We start from the raw sequence: 16108 nt of genomic DNA on the forward strand, positions 1-16108 counted from the left end.
TTTTTATATTTCCCCTCTATATTTTTCCATCTGTCTTTTCTGTCCTGAGTACCGGCATCCGGAATGTCTGGATCAAAAGCGGGATTACCATAATGAACCACACGATCGGTTCACAGATGATCACACCCGTATATCCAAGCCACGGAACCAGAGTGGCCGCGATCACGATCTTCCCTGCCATCTCAAGGCCGCTGGAAATCAGTGGTGTAATGTGATCCCCTAATCCCTGCATCGCATTTCTTAAAATGCAGATCAAGGTAGTCACAATATAAAACAGCGTATCAAACTTCAGATAATTTGTTGCATTTAAGATTACTGTCTTATTATGACTTCCGGTTACCAGATATACCAGCCATCCTCCGATCGTATAACTTGCAATGATCGTAAGTCCTGACCAGATCGCAGTGTAGACAATCGCCAGCCAGATGCCTCTCTTCACACGGTCGATCTTCCCTGCTCCCACGTTCTGTCCACAGTAAGTTGCCATCGTCTGTCCGAATACACTGAACATGATCATGAATATCTCCGTGATCTTTCTCGCCGCTGTATGGGCAATGATAATGTCTTTTCCAAGCTTATTGATCGCCGTCTGTAATGTCAAAGTACCGATATTAACCAGAGAACTCATAAATCCCATCGACATTCCGGCACTTATCATCTCTTTTACCATGATTGGACTTGGATCTTTAAAATCCTCTTTCTGAAGCCTTAATATCTCATATTTTCTAATCATATAGATCCAGCAGATCACAAATGCAATGATCTGTGCCAGTACAGTTGCAATTGCTGCTCCTTTTACGCCAGTCTTCAATACCACAACGAAGAACAGATCCCCCACGATATTCAGTGCTACAGATATCGCCAGAATGATCAATGGTGTTACTGCATCTCCGATTGCACGAAGCGTCGCCGCACAGGCATCATATAAAAATGTTGCAAGCAGTCCTGCTATGATGATCGCGATATATCCTTTCGCCACCGGAACCAGATGCTTTGGCACATTTAAGAAATGTAAGATCGATTTCAAAAATAGCAGTCCTGCTATCGTAAATAAAATGGATATTCCAGTCCCGATCACAAGCGACATTGCAAAGGACTTTTTCATATCTGCGATGTTCTTCGCACCAAATTTCTGTGCGGTAATAATCGCAAATCCGTTGGATAATCCCAGTAAAAATCCGATGATCAGACCGCTCAGTGTGCTGGTCGCACCTACTGCTGCCAGTGCATCTTCTCCCAGAAACGAGCCGACAATCCTGGTATCTACCAGACTGTAGGTCAGCTGTAATAAGTTTCCTAAAAATATCGGTAATGCGAAACTTAGTATCAGTGCCGAGGGCTTTCCCTTCGTTAAATCTTTCATTCTTTCTCAATGTCCTTCCTTTTTCAGTATGATTTTCTCTTTACAAGAAAACATGCACCGCTCATTATAGATCATACTTCCGAAGAGAGCAATCTCTGAAAGAATTTTTTCCGCTTTCTTTCTGTCACCGGACTTCCGCTGCGGATAACCTGTGAACGGATTCCGATGTTGGTCAGTTCCTGCTGAAGCTTAACGGCTTTCTCCGCATCCATACCATCCCGGATCAGAAATGGTGCCATAGACAGGTCTTCCTTCGTTTCAAAATTATATTTTTTCGCAAGCTGTAAGAAGCCATTTCTCTGACCATAATATTCTACAATTCTCCCAAGTACAATGACCTGTCTGGATGGATAGCCGCACACCTCACATGTTTCTTCCAGTGGTGTGATCTCGTATTCTACTTCATAAAAATCAAACGCCTCTTTAAAATATTCCATGCCTTCTTCGTCCAGATTATCAAACAGTGTGGCTGGAAGGTTCGATACGATGCGGTTAGCCATCACTTTATCGAGGCCTGTCAGAAGCTGCAGATAAGCGGATATCTTCTGGTCTTTTCCGCTGCATTTTAATAAACGTATTTTATATGTTCTCATGTAATTTTTATCCTCTTTCTGTTTTCAGATATTTTTCGGTTATGCTCTGTTCTGACGCCATAATATCCTCTGGCGTGCCTGCTGCTACAATCGTTCCCCCGGCATCTCCATCTCCCGGGCCCATATCAATCATGTAATCTGCATTCTTCATCACATCCAGATCACGCTCGATCACAATGACAGGTGCTACATTTCGCTGTAGTTACCTATCATGTCCGGCTCTACCTGAACCTCCATGAAAGTTGTTCTTTCGGGTGGGGTATTGCTTTTGGATGTATGTGAATATTTCTTGTTGGTTCATGGGGGATTCCTTCTTTTTGTCAATAAAATAATCTCCCCGTTGGACACATCACTTGAGTTTGTGAGAGGTGTGGGGAGATCTGGGTTTGTGGTTTTTTATGTTTTATGTACTGTATTTTTCAATATGTTATAAATACATTTAATTAAAAATAGTTCATTCCATTTATCTGCATAACCGCACCAAAAGCAACTTTATTACGATCTGTATATCTGATATTCGGTACTTTTGTAACTCCTCTTTTCTCTTTTTCATAATTTTACAGAAACTGATTGTATTTCTCATTTATACGATAAAAATCCATATTTATCCTCCGTAGCAAAGCAAAACAGGGAGATATACACTTATCTCCCTGATAATTAACGGTTCGCATTCAAAGCTGCGAAGCACTTAAATTAAAGGTTCACATTCAAAGCAGTGAAATACTTAAATTAAAGGCTTGCACTCAAAGTAGCAACGCACTTCAAATTGAACAAATCTCTTTGTTCAACTATATTATATTCAATTTCTGTAAAAAATCAATAAAATTTTTTCTTTATATTCGCTCTTCCCTGTTTGCAAGGATATTATTTTTCAATCTCTTTTACATTTTTTATTCGTGCAAGACTCGTTTTCCAAATTTCGCCACTATAATAAACTTTTATATTATCTCCCGGCGATATAACTGAATAATCATATTTTTCTGGCCAATAACAGATTATTTCTTCTTGTATATCTGTTTCTAGTATTTAAAACTGCTCATTTTTTTCATTCTATTGCTCCGCTTTATTATTGAATCATTTTTTATTTGTGCTTTTTATTTCCGCTACCAGTTCTTCATACTTACGTTCGTCAATAATATTTTTCTGACTGATTGCATAGATATTGCTTATAATCAGTATTAACGCAACAACCGCCTGATCAACTGCACTGGCCAGCTTTGTTGCAAAAGATCTTACTGCTGAGATAATACTGTCATGTCGTTCATGAAACCGGACTTCATCATACTCTATGGTATTATTTAACATGACAATTATCGTCATATTGAATGCTCCCTGCGAAAAGAAGATCAGGAAACCGATGATATTCAGTAAAACAATACTCTTTGGTAAAATGTAGCCTACACTCATAAAAAGCATATACCCTATGACTTTAATGATGGTAGCTGCAGTTATAATCTGATTTCGTGTGAATTTTGAGGAAAGCCACGCAAAAGATGCCTCTGATATCAGCATTCCTAATCCATACATAATTGTAAACCAAAATACAAGACTGCCGCCTACAGAATATCCAAATTCAAAATAAAAGAAATTCATTCCAATCATAATCTGGTGACACTTGGGAAAAAGGCATACAGGTGGAAAAAGGTGACAAGGGTGACACTGAGTCGAAAAGCGAACAAGGTGATACCGGGGAAAAAGGCGACACTGGACCTCAGGGTGCGAAAGGCGAAAAAGGTGACAACGGGGAGACACCCGTAATCACCGTAGTTGAAGATACACTTCTCACATCACGCAATGCTTGAATCAATGGCGCAAACCAACGCAAGAATGCCGCCTTGGAAGATTTTTCCCTTTTACCTCGGCTTTGTCTTGATTAACCTATTCCGGTACAATCCATGCGCTATAAAGTGTGTAAATAATTCTGTGTAAACTAAATACGTGATATGTATCCTCTGAATATTACGGTGCGGCAGAGCCGCCTGTCCGGTGTGGCGAGAGCCACCTGTCCGGACTAACATAGCCACCCCATTTTGTTTATTAAGTTACTTTTCCATTGCTGGATTCAGTCCATATACTTCTCTCATAGAGAGGTCTTTAGATGGGTCAACACTTTCAATATCGATCTTATAGGAATCATACGATATACGATCCATGATGGCATCGGCAAGAGTACTTTCACCATCACAGATTTGCTGGTACCATTCACTTTCACGGAACTGAAAACAAAAGATCGTTGAAGATTTTCTTCGTCGTTTATGTATCAGTTCAAAAAGATTCCTGGCTTCAGCTTCTGTCAGTTTAAGAAGCAGCCACTCATCAATGATCAGTACTATTGGCTTGGTGTATTTCTTCAGGACAGTCGAGAAAGTTCCATTGTCCCTGGCAGCCTGTAAGTCCAATAATAGATCAGGAAGCCGTACATACCGTACTGAGTAATAGTGCTTGCATGCTTCCATGCCAAAGGCACAGGCCATATAAGTTTTACCACTTCCGGTTGCTCCAGTAATAAAGATGTTTCGGTATTCTGTAATGTATTCACAGGTTGCCAGACGGTTGATCAGTGCTTTGTTCAGCTTTCGTCCAGAATGGTAATCAATCGCTGCGATGCTGGCATCTGGCTGTTCAAACTCAGCCTTTTCAGACGATTGTTTTTGCGGTTGCTGTATTCGACATCAACAAGCATGCCGAACCGATCTTCGAATGGAACTTCCTTCATTGCAGGATCATCCATCTGGATGCGGAATGCATCTGCCATAGCAGTCAGATGCATTTCAATAAGTTTATCGATTGTACTTTGATTTGTCATGATTTTTTACCTCCATAGTATCTGGCTCCTCTGGTTATGCCATGTGGTTTTACTGCTTGAAATGATTCTGATTCGGTATCAGGTGCATCCTTTGTTGCAGCCAATAGATTTTTGATACTTTTATAGCTGGGTTTACCGGAATAAGAGAGCGCCTTAGCGCAGACCTGTTCCAGTTTTTCTGGCGAATATTTTTCTGCCAGTTTCAGTAATCCCATGCAGCTTCTGTAGGATTGCTGTTCAATCCTGCCGGAGGTAAGTATTGCATCGACAACCTTACTTGTGTTAATTCCAATCGAATCAGCCCACTTACGGAATCGGTCACCGTTCCATTCCAGATATTTCTGGTGTTCCTGCGGCATATGTTCTGTCACTGTAGAATACTGACCGCTTCGTCCATAGAGTCGTCTGTGAGAGGCAATACGATTGTGATTATAAAATATTTCAACCGTTGTATCTGTTATACGCACATCAACCTTATTTTTGATATACTGATAAGGCACGGAGTAGAACATTCTGTCTACTGCGATGTGATAGTTAAACTGGACGGTGGCTTGTTTCCACTCAGCCAGTTCAAAAGGTGTAGCAGGCAACGGAGCCAGTAATGGCATTTCTTCCCCAAGAAATAAACTGAGTCTGCTACATTCCTTTTTCTGGAATTTACGGGCATTGTAGGCATCCAGTTTTTCACGGATTGAAGCATTCAATTCTGCAAGAGAGAAAAACTGTTCATTGCGAAGGGCTGCTGTTATCCATGTGGATATCTTTCCTACCGATCCCTCTACATTCGGTTTATCTTTGGGTTTCCGGACTCTGGCCGGAAGGATGGCAAGATTGTAATGTTCTGCCATCTCATGATAAGTTGTGTTTAAGGCAGTGTTGTACCAGTCACTCTTTTTATGATTCACTGCGGTTGTGCAGTTATCAGAAACGAGCATAGGTGTGACACCGCCAAAGAAATCAAATATCTGGACATGAGCTTTGATCCAGTTGTCGGTTTTCTCATTCATATATGCTTTTACAAAAGCATACTGACTGTAAGTTAATACACCTACAAATATCCATGCATTTGTGATTTCTCCGGTGTCCGGATCAATGATGTGAGCAGGGTCACCGGCCCAGTCAACTTCAATCTGTTCACCTGGTTTTCTAGGAATATGCATGGTAGCCCTGCGTTTTTCTTCATCCTTCTGGATGTAGTAGCAGAACTGAGAATACATTAGAGGCTCTTCGCTGCTCATGCGGCACTCCTCACAGTATTCTACCCAGAGAAGTTTTTTGTTTACGCCGTTCCGCAGAAGTTCTTTGCGGATGTAGTCAAAGTTTGGCATACGTTTATTCGTTGCCGACTTATCTTTAGGAAACATCAGCTCCTCTAGCGCACTGTCGGTCATGTCAAAATCCAGCGGCCATGAAAGATTGATTTCCGCTGCTTTTTTCAAAACCTTGGCGACTGTGTTTCTGGATACACCGCAACTTTGTGCGATGTTCTTCTCACTGAATCCTAAGCTTTTCAAGCGTAGGATTTCACGATACTTGGTCATAATTTACAACCTCCTTTATCTGTATTCACACCAAAGGTGTGTATTTACAGTATAAAGGAAATATATGTAATAGAGTCCAATAAGGTGGCTCTGAATTACCGGAATATATGGCTCCCATTCTCCGGAATGGTGGCTCTCAAAGTCCGGACAGGTGGCTCAGAGAGTCCCGGAATAATCAAGCAAGAGCTAAGAATCCCGTACACAATCATTTCCATGTCTTTTTCGTAAATCTAATGCTCCTTTCATTTTGGGTAATAAAATAACCGTCCAATAAGAACGGCTAGAAATAGAAAAGGAACGTCATCTTAGGCATTCCTTTTCTATGAGATATTCAATTTTAATGCTTATGTGCTGTTCCATATATCTTGCATAAAAGTGTATCACAACGTATCAAGAACCATTCAATGGTAATAAATTGATATGTGTTACTCCTTGAAAATACTAATACATACTGTTATGAACACTTATTACTTTAAACATGATTTCTATGGTCTAACTTTTGTTTTTTTGGATATTTCACTTTTGCGCTTATTGAAAGCATTATCGATATATGTTTCTGGGTCATTTTTAAAATCTTCCCATTTGACAAGAACACAATAACGCTCATCTTCTGACCAAGAACATCCACTTTCTTTAGGAATATAATAATTATAACTAAACTCTTTTATGGTAGTATTATCGTTTATACATACAATGTTGTGGTTCTTTCCACATACTGAACACTGCTCCTTACCTTTATATACTTTGTCATACATAGAAGGTAAAACGATACCTAATATACCATTCTTCGTATTGTTCTCACCATTATACAAAGATGCTTGCAATTCTCTTTTAATATATGTTTGGTCTTGTAGAAATGAATTTTCAGCACTATATTCTCCAATAAGATAAATTGTCACTGTAGAATCAGCAAGATAATCCTCTCTAATTTTACGCATAATATAATCTTCATCATCAGAATTGATGGGTTCATCCAATGATTTATCTATCATATCAATATCCATATCTTCTTGAATCTTTTTCTTATAATCCATATCTTCTGTTTTAAAAGATATAAAACATTTATGTGCCATATTAAGCCTCTCCTCTTATTATTCAATCATAAGTATTTTCTTTGTATCAGCAATAGTATTCTTGTATGTTTCTATTTCCCATTCAATAGTAGTGTTTGCCAAAAACTCTGCTTCATATTTTTGGTAGTTTTTCTCATCCTTTAGACAAAGATAGCAAGTTGCTAATGTTGCATACATCCAATAATTTATTTCATTGTCTCTAATATTTTCTTCTAGTAACGATATAATTTCTCTGCATACCTTTTTGCTCTCAAATTTTAAATATTCGATTTCATCTACTTCTAAATCTGGTTTTTGTGTTTTGAGTAATAAACAGTTTGAATAATTTTCACCATTATAGTAGTCATTTTTTATTATAAATCCTTTTTTATAATAGTTTATTGCTTCGTCCAAGTAATCATAATTCTTATTTAGTTTAAATAAATTCTTATAAATAGCACCAGTGATACCTATAGTCTCTAAATCTAAAGATTTTTTTGGATTTAAAGATTGTATAGTATTCAAGGCTTCTCCAAGAGCTAGAGTTGCATTAGGATACTTAGATTTGTATTGCACCAAAGCTAATTGCTGGACAACATAGTCGTTATTTGGTAATATATCCCGCAATTTCTTCCATTCAGAAATTGATTCCTTGAATTTACTTTCATTTTTTAAGGCTTCCGCCTTACCCACAAGATTTGATATTGTTTCTTCTTTTGTCTTGGCTGTATCAAGCAATTCATCTAATTCTCTATCGGATATATTAGGGGGAACTATATTAGGTAAGTATGTATATAGTGGACTATCAATGTTTTGTTCTTCACTTGCTTTGATGAACGAATGAAGATTTGTTTTTATTTTTTCAGCTTCTTCATCATCTAAGACTTCACCGAAATCTTTATAGGTGAGAATCCTACAATGATTTAAGTCAAAAGGAATTTTCTCACTTTCCTGCATCATAATAATTGTTGAGAACGGTTTCGATGCATGTCGAATCCCAAGTTCGTATATTGCATTTTCATTCATCGTTGTAATATCAGCTATTACTAAATCTGCTTTCAACAATAATGAGTACATACTAACATCAATTATTTCTGAGCCAGAAATTTCATCAGCTCTAATCAATTCATATTCTGTTAAGCTGTCAAATAAATTTTTAATCACTTTTTTATAAATGATATCTAAATCTACCTCCTTAGAATTTCGATAGTCCATCTTCTTACCAAATCCCATTGCTACAAAACAAATTTTTCTAGACACAAATAAACTCTCCTTTTCTTCAAAATTATAAAGCGTAATTCCTTATAGTTGAAATTAAACTAGCAGAATTCCATCCAACTAAAACAGTGGCATTATTTTGTATCTTTAAAGGAACCCGTTCATTTCCCCACGGTTTAATTGCTATTATAGGTTTATTCATTCGTATTGCTTCGTTAATTTCATAATCAATCCATTCACTATACAAAGTATACATTCCCGATACTACTATTATTGCATTACACCCTCGTATCTGTTGTGTTAACTGCTCTTTTAAAGCAGTTTTTGTCTTCGTATTAAATGGGTTATCTGCCGAAACTGAGTGGTTTGACCACTTAAAGTTTGAAGCTGTATTTAGCCATTCGAGAATAGTATCATACTGTGTAGAATACTTCCATGAGTGACTTATAAGTAATCGATAGTTTTTTAATTCTGGCATAATATCCCTCCTATGTTATTATCCGTAATATTTTTCTACAATAATTATACTACAAAACACCCTAATATCAAAGATATTTCAACTATTACATAAGGAAAAAGGTTACATTGTAAAAAGCTTATTTTTTCACATATATATTATTTTAACAGGTACAACAATTGTCTTTTTTTGCAATCTTCTTCGTTATTACCTTTATTCGTGTAATTAACTAACTCCGTATACCATACTTTACTTAAAAAAATCCTATACATAATCGTTTCAATAGCATTTTTTATAATTCTAAATGCGTATTTGTAAACTTCTTACATCGAAAAAGGAATACCTCTTTTTTCGAGGTATCCCTTAAACATAAGAATTAGTTTGTTGTATCTCCACACTCTATATCAACTACTACTGAAACATTAATATAGTTTTTAATCTCTTTATTTCGGGTTTTATCGCCCTCACTTGTAAATACGATATGCTTGAAAAAGTGCCTAAAATTAAGGATTTCTACATAGTTCGTCTTTGTAGCAACACACAAGTCTCCACGTGCGGTGTCGTTTTTCACTGCTTTAACAGTACGCGAACCCGCATAGTTACTGAGTTTTTACACCCTTTGACAGGTTGCTAATATCTGCAATCATAAGGTTAAGACATGGCGTACAGACCGTTTGACTTTGCAAACGTGTGGCGGGTACGCCGATATTTTGTAACACTTTTATAATACAAAATTATTCTAAATACTGCTACCAAATTTGGTAATATATCAGTACGCCGATTTGTTTTGGACATTTTTGCGAATGGCATTAACACCCTTTCAATGTTCACTTTTATTGAAACCGATATTTTCCTTTTCCATGTCCTGTTACAGGTACGATTACCTCACTATCAACCAACAGTTTTATTAACTTGGAAGCTCCTGATGGCTTTAATCCAGTAATTTCTTCAACTATCGTTCTTCCGAAACAATTTTCTTTTCCACATTTTGAAAATATTTCTACTGTATGATTTATTGTTTTTTCTGAAATCGTATCTGAGAAAGAAAGTAATTTATTTCGAATGTCCACTTTTGTGCTTTCAATGTCCACTTTTACTCTTTCAATGTCCACTTCTGCAAACCTTCCACTAATGTGCATCGTACGATTATGAAGTTCATTCTTCTCATCCAACAATAAATTTCTTAAAAACAATTCCAAATACTCGGTTGTTTCATGAACACCATTTTTCAAATCGTTATAATTGGCCCTAACAAGTGCATTTCTAAAATACCATGCATTCTCCGCAAAAATATCGTTAGTTGCATCAAATCCAAGTGTTCTAAGATACTTAATAAAAAATACTGCCGTAGTTCGTGTATTTCCTTCTCCGAATACATGTATCTGCCATAATCTTGATACAAAAAACGCCAGGTGGTGAATAATTTCTTCCATGCTCAAGTTTTTATAACTAAACTTCTTTTCCTCTGCAAAATCATAGTCCAGGGTTGCACGAAGTTCTGATGCACTTCCATAAAGAATCGTTGCTCCATTCAGCACCCACTCTTTTTTTGTGATATTATAATCTCTAAGTTTTCCGGCATGTCCATAAATCCCTGTAAATAACTTTTTATGAATAGAGATATACTCATTCGGAGTAAAACTAAATGCTTTCTCCGACAAAATTTTTGCTATTCTAACGGCAACTTTGTCGGCCTCTTCCGTACGGTCTTCTATATCTGCTTTTGGATTTTCTTCATAATACGTGTTGAGAAGTTCTTGCGCTTCATCAATCGAAATATCACCTTCAATATTCTTTATTGCAGTATCAATCAAATACTTCGAAGTCTTTAATCCATCCACTGCTTGAAGTCCGATAGCTGTATGCCAGGCATAACCTTTGTCTCTTTTATTCGGTTCTGATTGTTTCATATACTCTTTAAAGGGATCTTTATCCATCAAATTGCCTCCATTCATTTTTACCAATACCAGCTCTTTCTGATACTGTCTTGTAAAGATTTTTCCTTTTCTTCAGCATTTTTTTCGTGCTGACGTTTTCCCAGATATTCATCCTCAGTCGCTATAGACGGATCATACCAGTCAGCTTTCTTCCGGGCCCATTCAATCCACGCTGGAGTAATATCTTCATTTCCACTATCTATCATAGCCTGAATATATTCTCTTATTTCCTTTGCAATTCTATAGTCTTCAGCTTTATTTACAAGTTCTTTTACAAGACGAATTTCTTGTTCTTTTCTTTGTCTATTTTCTTCTCTGCGTCTCGCTTCTTCAACTCTCTTACGTTCTGCCTCTTCACGTGCTTCTCGTACAATTCTATTCTCTTCTGCCTTCTCATACAGGGTAACCAAAATATCACCCAGTCTATCTTCTAATTTTTCAGAATCGTTATCTCTAATGTAGCTTCGCTCCCCAAACACAATACGAAGTTTACCATTATATACCTTGTCATACTTTCTTATTTGCGGTTTTGAAGCCCATCTATGATTTTTGATATCATCATTATACTTTACGAGCGCCTGTGCCTCTTGCTTAGTCATTTCATGCTTCACCTGATCTTGACTCTCAACCATACGAAATCTAACAATATCACCTCTAATTCTCACAGACAAATCACTATTAATACTTCCACCTAAAGATTCAATTGATTTGAATACGGTATCTAATATAGCAATTGCACGTGACATACACTCATCAGACATTTCCTTAAAGAATGCAGGTTCGTTTTCTGGTTTATTATGTCTTGGATTATAGTATGGTCTACTCTGTGCTTCTTTCAGTTTTGACTTATAATCTGCAATATCCTTCTTGTATTGGACCAACATTTTATGCAATCGTGTACTTTGACTTATCTGCAGATTGCACGCATATTCTAATACTTTATTTCTTTCTGTCGCATCCAAATAATCAAGAATTCCATCCGGCCACTTAGGTATATTCTCCGTTTTTTTCTGCGATAAATCTTCCTCGACTGCTACGTCCAATTCTTCTGTTACATCAGTATGCACTTTCTCTACTACTTCTGCCTTAGCTTTCCGAATACGCTTAACAACCGCGTCTTTCGTTATTAATGAAATTTCTGTATCTTCCAATCCAGAAAATTCTACAATCTCATTCGATACATCTTTTCCCATATTCTTCTTAGTCCAATAACCAGAAGAAGGAAAAGATATATTTTCTACTTTACAAGTTGCTATCAGTTTACCATAATTCAAGTTATATTTTCTGGCTACCCCTGCAACTGAAAGAGCCCATATTTCATCATAGAGCTGCTTACGAGTCAATTTAACTATTCCTTTTTCATTCTCCATCCTGGCAGCTCCTTTCCTGCATATTTTTTGTCAACATCTTTGTATTTTCCCAGCGAAAACGCATATTCATAAAGCTCTAATTCTGCTGATCCTCGTTTTCGCTTAATAGAAAAACCAAATCTTTTTTCATTTCTTCAAACTGTTCTATTATAGTATTTAGACTCTTTTCTATATTTTGAACTTGTACTTCTGATGTTTTCCCATATTTATATGCAATCAATCTCTCACCAATTATGTGATAGGACCAACTCTCAGAATATGTTCTATCTCTTTCTTCATTGTGAATTGCAAAACCGATCGGTAAAAGATCATTTCTCATGCCGATACTAACCGCCATAGGGGATATGCCTAGGTAATCTGCCGCTATCTTACATGTTATTTTACTCATATTTCTAATATCTTCATCTGTGTATTTAGGCATAATTTATCTCCTTTAATAAAAATATTTTTCCGCCCTGAACAAGAAAAACTTTTTAAGCTATAAGTAAGTCGCCTTAATCTAAAAAATCAAACTGAGATGCTTTTGATGCAGTTTTGAACCCATCATTTCTATCATGCTTTCCTTCTTCGTTTATTTCTGTTAATATATCTTTAATTTTACTTAAGCCACTTATCTTAAATTGAATTCTTATAGCAGTTCCATCAATACTATTAGGCAGATATTCATTTCGAGTCACTATATCCCAACCGGCATTTCTTAATTGCTTATCAATTTTTACACGAGCTTTTTCTTCCGGTAACATAGGCATACTCTTCCTTTCTAATCCATTCTCCCATATCTGTTGTCCCAAAATCAGGACTTGATATACTTCCCGGACTTAATTCTTTTATCCGCTGGTTTTACAGCATTCTTTGGAATAGCCCAAGTATTACCAAACTTCATAGCCCCTTCTATCATTCCTTCATTGCAGATTGTCTGCACTCTTCTAACTGATAGGTTCCACTTTTCTGCTGCTTCTTTAATAGTCATAAACTCCATATTTTCTTACCTCAATAAAGTTATAAAATGCGACATTTTATCCTAATTTCTATTATAAGCGCCAAGACGCCGAAAATCAATCTAAACCTACATAACTTTCGGCGTACAGTCTATTACTTCTCCGCGTACAAAATCCCATAAAAATAACCTTTCAGCGTACTCTATACGAACTACGCCAAAAGGTTGATTTTCACTACACCCGTATTCTATTTTTCATTTCATGCACATATTTTATAGGCTTATTTTCATAATATGTTCTAGCAGATATACCCCTCACCCCCGCTTAAACTAGGCATTTCTTAGAGAGGAGGCATACCGTCTCCACATGATAAGTTCCCGGGAACAAATCCACCCCGCTGATCTTCTCCACTTTATATCCACGTCCCTGTATCATCTCCAGATCCCGTGCCAGACTGGTCGGTTTGCATGCAATATATACCAGACGTTCCACGCCGAAATTCAGGATCTTCATAAGTGCCTTCGGATTCACGCCGTCTCTCGGTGGATCGAGCATGATCAGATCCGGAACTTCGCCCAGTTCATCAATGACTTTCAATACATCGCCTGCCCAGAATGTACAATTGTCCAGATTATTTAACTTCGCATTTTCTTTTGCTGCCTCTACCGCTTCTTCTACAATCTCCACACCAACCACTTTCTTCGCAACCGGTGCGAGGATCTGTGCGATCGTTCCTGTTCCACTGTACAGATCGAAGACAACTTTTTCATTCGTATCTCCGATGTATTCTCTGGCTGTCTCATACAAGACTTCCGCTCCCAGCGAATTAGTCTGGAAGAATGAGAATGGTGTGATCTTGAATTTTAATCCAAGTAATTCCTCGTAGAAATAATCCTGTCCGAACAGGACTTCTGTTCCTTCGTCTTTTACGACATCTGCAAGGCTGTCGTTCTTTGTATGCAGGATTCCGACCAATGTTCCATCAAAGTTCATTGCTGTCATCTTTTCCAGCCATGCATCCTTAAATGTCTGGATTTTTTTCATTGCCTCTGCTGGGTCAACTCCGAGTTCTGCCGTATCGGATGCTGTGACCAGATCCACCAGGATTTCTCCTGTCTTTACTGCTTTTCTTACCAGCAGGTGGCGGAAATATCCGACATGACGCATGCGGTGATAATATGGAAGGCCTGATTCTCTGGCACATTCCAGTGTACATGCAAGAATTTTCCTGTAATCTTCATCTACGATCTGACAATCCGTTACATTAACAATATCATGAAAACTTCCTCTTTTGTGCATGCCAAGTGCCAGCGGTCCGTCTTTGTATTCATCTCCGAATGAGAATTCCATCTTGTTACGGTATTCGGATCTGACCGGACTTGGTTTGATGCCTTCCCAGATATATTCACCATTTACCGCTTCATCCATCATCTTTTTCACCTGCTCATTTTTCATCGCAAGCTGCTCCTCATATGGAAGATTCTGGTACGTACACCCTCCGCACTGACCGAAATGTGGACAGGCTGACGGGATCTCGCTTGCTGACGGTTCCACCACTTCTAAAAGGCGTCCCTCTGCCTTTCCTTTCCGGATCTTATTCACAGAAAATCTTACTTTCTGTCCCGGCACGCCGTTCTTTACGACTACCCATCTGTCTTCTTCCGGCACGTATATGCGCCCTTTATTTGGAAATTCCACGGATTCTATAATTCCTTCGTATACCTGTCCTTTTTTCATATATATCCTTTCTGCTGTAACTCTTTTTCTATTCTCTTATTTCAAATCATCTACTGTTCCGGTATTCTATAAAAGCTTCCATATTATCCTTTATACACGGCCTTCAGTATCGTTCCTTCCTGCTCTACCCGTACATGTTTCAGACTCTTCACATACTGGTTAAACTGGGAATATCCATAATCGCGAATTTTAAAATCTTTGTATTTCTCATACATTTTATTACCAAGTGTACTGAGTTCTACTCCTGCTTTTCCGGCTTTTTTTACGATCTGCACAACATAGCTGTCAATATTTTCCTTCAGATCCTGATCTTCTCTTAAAGTAACAGACACAATGTTGCCATGCTTTACCATCTGTATCCTTGTAAATTCTTCTAGGAATTTGGACAACATATTATATCCGTAACTACGTACATCAAAATCCGGATACAGACTTACCAATCGGCTTCCAACTTCGCCCAGTCCAGTCGGCTTGTTAATATCCTGGTTTTCAATGATCATCTTGATGATCGCATCTTCAATCTTCTCCTTGCTACGTTTGTCATGTGATGTCTCATTCTTTGTGGTTCCAGGATTCTGTTCACTCATCAGATTTTCTAAGATTGTAAATTTATCACACGCTTTTCGAAATGGCTCCGGCGTCTTATTCTCTCCCATACCGATGACCATCTTTCCACTTTCTCTTAATCTGCTTACCAGCCTTGTAAAATCGCTGTCACTGGATACGATACAGAAACCGTCGACATCATTGGTATACAAAATATCCATTGCGTCAATGATCATAGCCGAATCAGTTGAGTTCTTCCCCTGTGTATAGCTAAACTGCTGGATCGGCGTGATTGAATTCGTTAAAAGTTCATCCTTCCAACTCGAATGCTGCGTGCTGGTCCAGTCTCCATATATTCTTTTGTATGTAATAATCCCGTATTTTGACAACTCTGTCAATATTGGTTTGATGTATTTTGCTGATACATTATCCGCATCGATCAGCAGTGCATAACACTGTTCTTCCATTCTTTCCCTCCCGTTACTTATTTATATATCTATATAACCTTGCCTTTTATTTTATATGTTCATAGATTTATATCTTCGGATTG

15 protein-coding genes and 1 pseudogene are annotated in these 16108 nt (G+C 37.7%); all 16 read right to left on the reverse strand.

What is annotated here, in order from left to right:
- Positions 1-16: 16 nt before the first annotated feature.
- On the reverse strand, positions 17-1363 hold the full coding sequence (locus tag NQ508_RS08905) for an MATE family efflux transporter (RefSeq protein WP_006428883.1): 1347 nt from the start codon (positions 1361-1363) through the stop codon (positions 17-19).
- 71 nt (positions 1364-1434) lie between these two features.
- A complete protein-coding gene (locus tag NQ508_RS08910) occupies positions 1435-1956 on the reverse strand; it encodes a hypothetical protein (RefSeq protein WP_006428884.1) in 522 nt (173 codons plus the stop codon).
- A gap of 7 nt (positions 1957-1963) precedes the next feature.
- Entirely contained in the window at positions 1964-2131 is a 168-nt protein-coding gene (locus tag NQ508_RS08915) for an excinuclease ABC, A subunit (protein ID WP_195369355.1), read from the reverse strand.
- Between the two features lie 899 nt (positions 2132-3030).
- Positions 3031-3558: an MFS transporter gene (locus NQ508_RS08920; protein WP_006428886.1), complete on the reverse strand. Its 528-nt coding sequence runs from the start codon at positions 3556-3558 to the stop codon at positions 3031-3033.
- 440 nt (positions 3559-3998) lie between these two features.
- A pseudogene (locus tag NQ508_RS08925) lies at positions 3999-4762 on the reverse strand (ATP-binding protein).
- Positions 4759-6303 (reverse strand): IS21 family transposase, encoded by a 1545-nt coding sequence (gene istA / locus NQ508_RS08930; protein ID WP_006428889.1) that lies wholly within the window; start codon positions 6301-6303, stop codon positions 4759-4761. The pseudogene NQ508_RS08925 and the gene istA overlap by 4 nt, the downstream one beginning before the upstream one ends.
- Before the next feature lie 485 nt (positions 6304-6788).
- Positions 6789-7376 (reverse strand): TIR domain-containing protein, encoded by a 588-nt coding sequence (locus NQ508_RS08935; protein WP_006428890.1) that lies wholly within the window; start codon positions 7374-7376, stop codon positions 6789-6791.
- Between the two features lie 18 nt (positions 7377-7394).
- On the reverse strand, positions 7395-8615 hold the full coding sequence (locus tag NQ508_RS08940) for a tetratricopeptide repeat-containing protein (RefSeq protein WP_155116006.1): 1221 nt from the start codon (positions 8613-8615) through the stop codon (positions 7395-7397).
- A 25-nt stretch (positions 8616-8640) separates the two neighbouring features.
- On the reverse strand, positions 8641-9051 hold the full coding sequence (locus tag NQ508_RS08945) for a TIR domain-containing protein (RefSeq protein ID WP_006428892.1): 411 nt from the start codon (positions 9049-9051) through the stop codon (positions 8641-8643).
- 812 nt (positions 9052-9863) lie between these two features.
- A complete protein-coding gene (locus NQ508_RS08950) occupies positions 9864-10967 on the reverse strand; it encodes a Fic family protein (protein WP_044920759.1) in 1104 nt (367 codons plus the stop codon).
- A gap of 20 nt (positions 10968-10987) precedes the next feature.
- Complete coding sequence (locus NQ508_RS08955) at positions 10988-12337, reverse strand: hypothetical protein (RefSeq protein WP_006428894.1); 1350 nt, start codon at positions 12335-12337, stop codon at positions 10988-10990.
- 76 nt (positions 12338-12413) lie between these two features.
- Positions 12414-12758, reverse strand: coding sequence for a hypothetical protein (locus NQ508_RS08960; protein WP_005339644.1), 345 nt, complete (start codon positions 12756-12758; stop codon positions 12414-12416).
- Between the two features lie 73 nt (positions 12759-12831).
- A complete protein-coding gene (locus tag NQ508_RS08965) occupies positions 12832-13080 on the reverse strand; it encodes a hypothetical protein (protein ID WP_242654814.1) in 249 nt (82 codons plus the stop codon).
- 50 nt (positions 13081-13130) lie between these two features.
- Positions 13131-13316, reverse strand: a complete 186-nt coding sequence (locus NQ508_RS08970; protein WP_005339647.1) for a helix-turn-helix domain-containing protein — start codon at positions 13314-13316, stop codon at positions 13131-13133.
- Positions 13317-13599: 283 nt separating this feature from the next.
- The gene (rlmD, locus tag NQ508_RS08975) at positions 13600-15012 is read right to left on the reverse strand and encodes a 23S rRNA (uracil(1939)-C(5))-methyltransferase RlmD (RefSeq protein WP_006428896.1); all 1413 of its coding nucleotides are present in this window, start codon (positions 15010-15012) and stop codon (positions 13600-13602) included.
- A gap of 83 nt (positions 15013-15095) precedes the next feature.
- Positions 15096-16025: an NYN domain-containing protein gene (locus NQ508_RS08980; RefSeq protein WP_006428897.1), complete on the reverse strand. Its 930-nt coding sequence runs from the start codon at positions 16023-16025 to the stop codon at positions 15096-15098.
- Positions 16026-16108 lie beyond the last annotated feature (83 nt).

Origin of the sequence: Dorea longicatena (genome assembly GCF_025150085.1) — a bacterium.
GTDB classification, from domain to species: Bacteria; Bacillota; Clostridia; order Lachnospirales; family Lachnospiraceae; genus Dorea_A; species Dorea_A longicatena.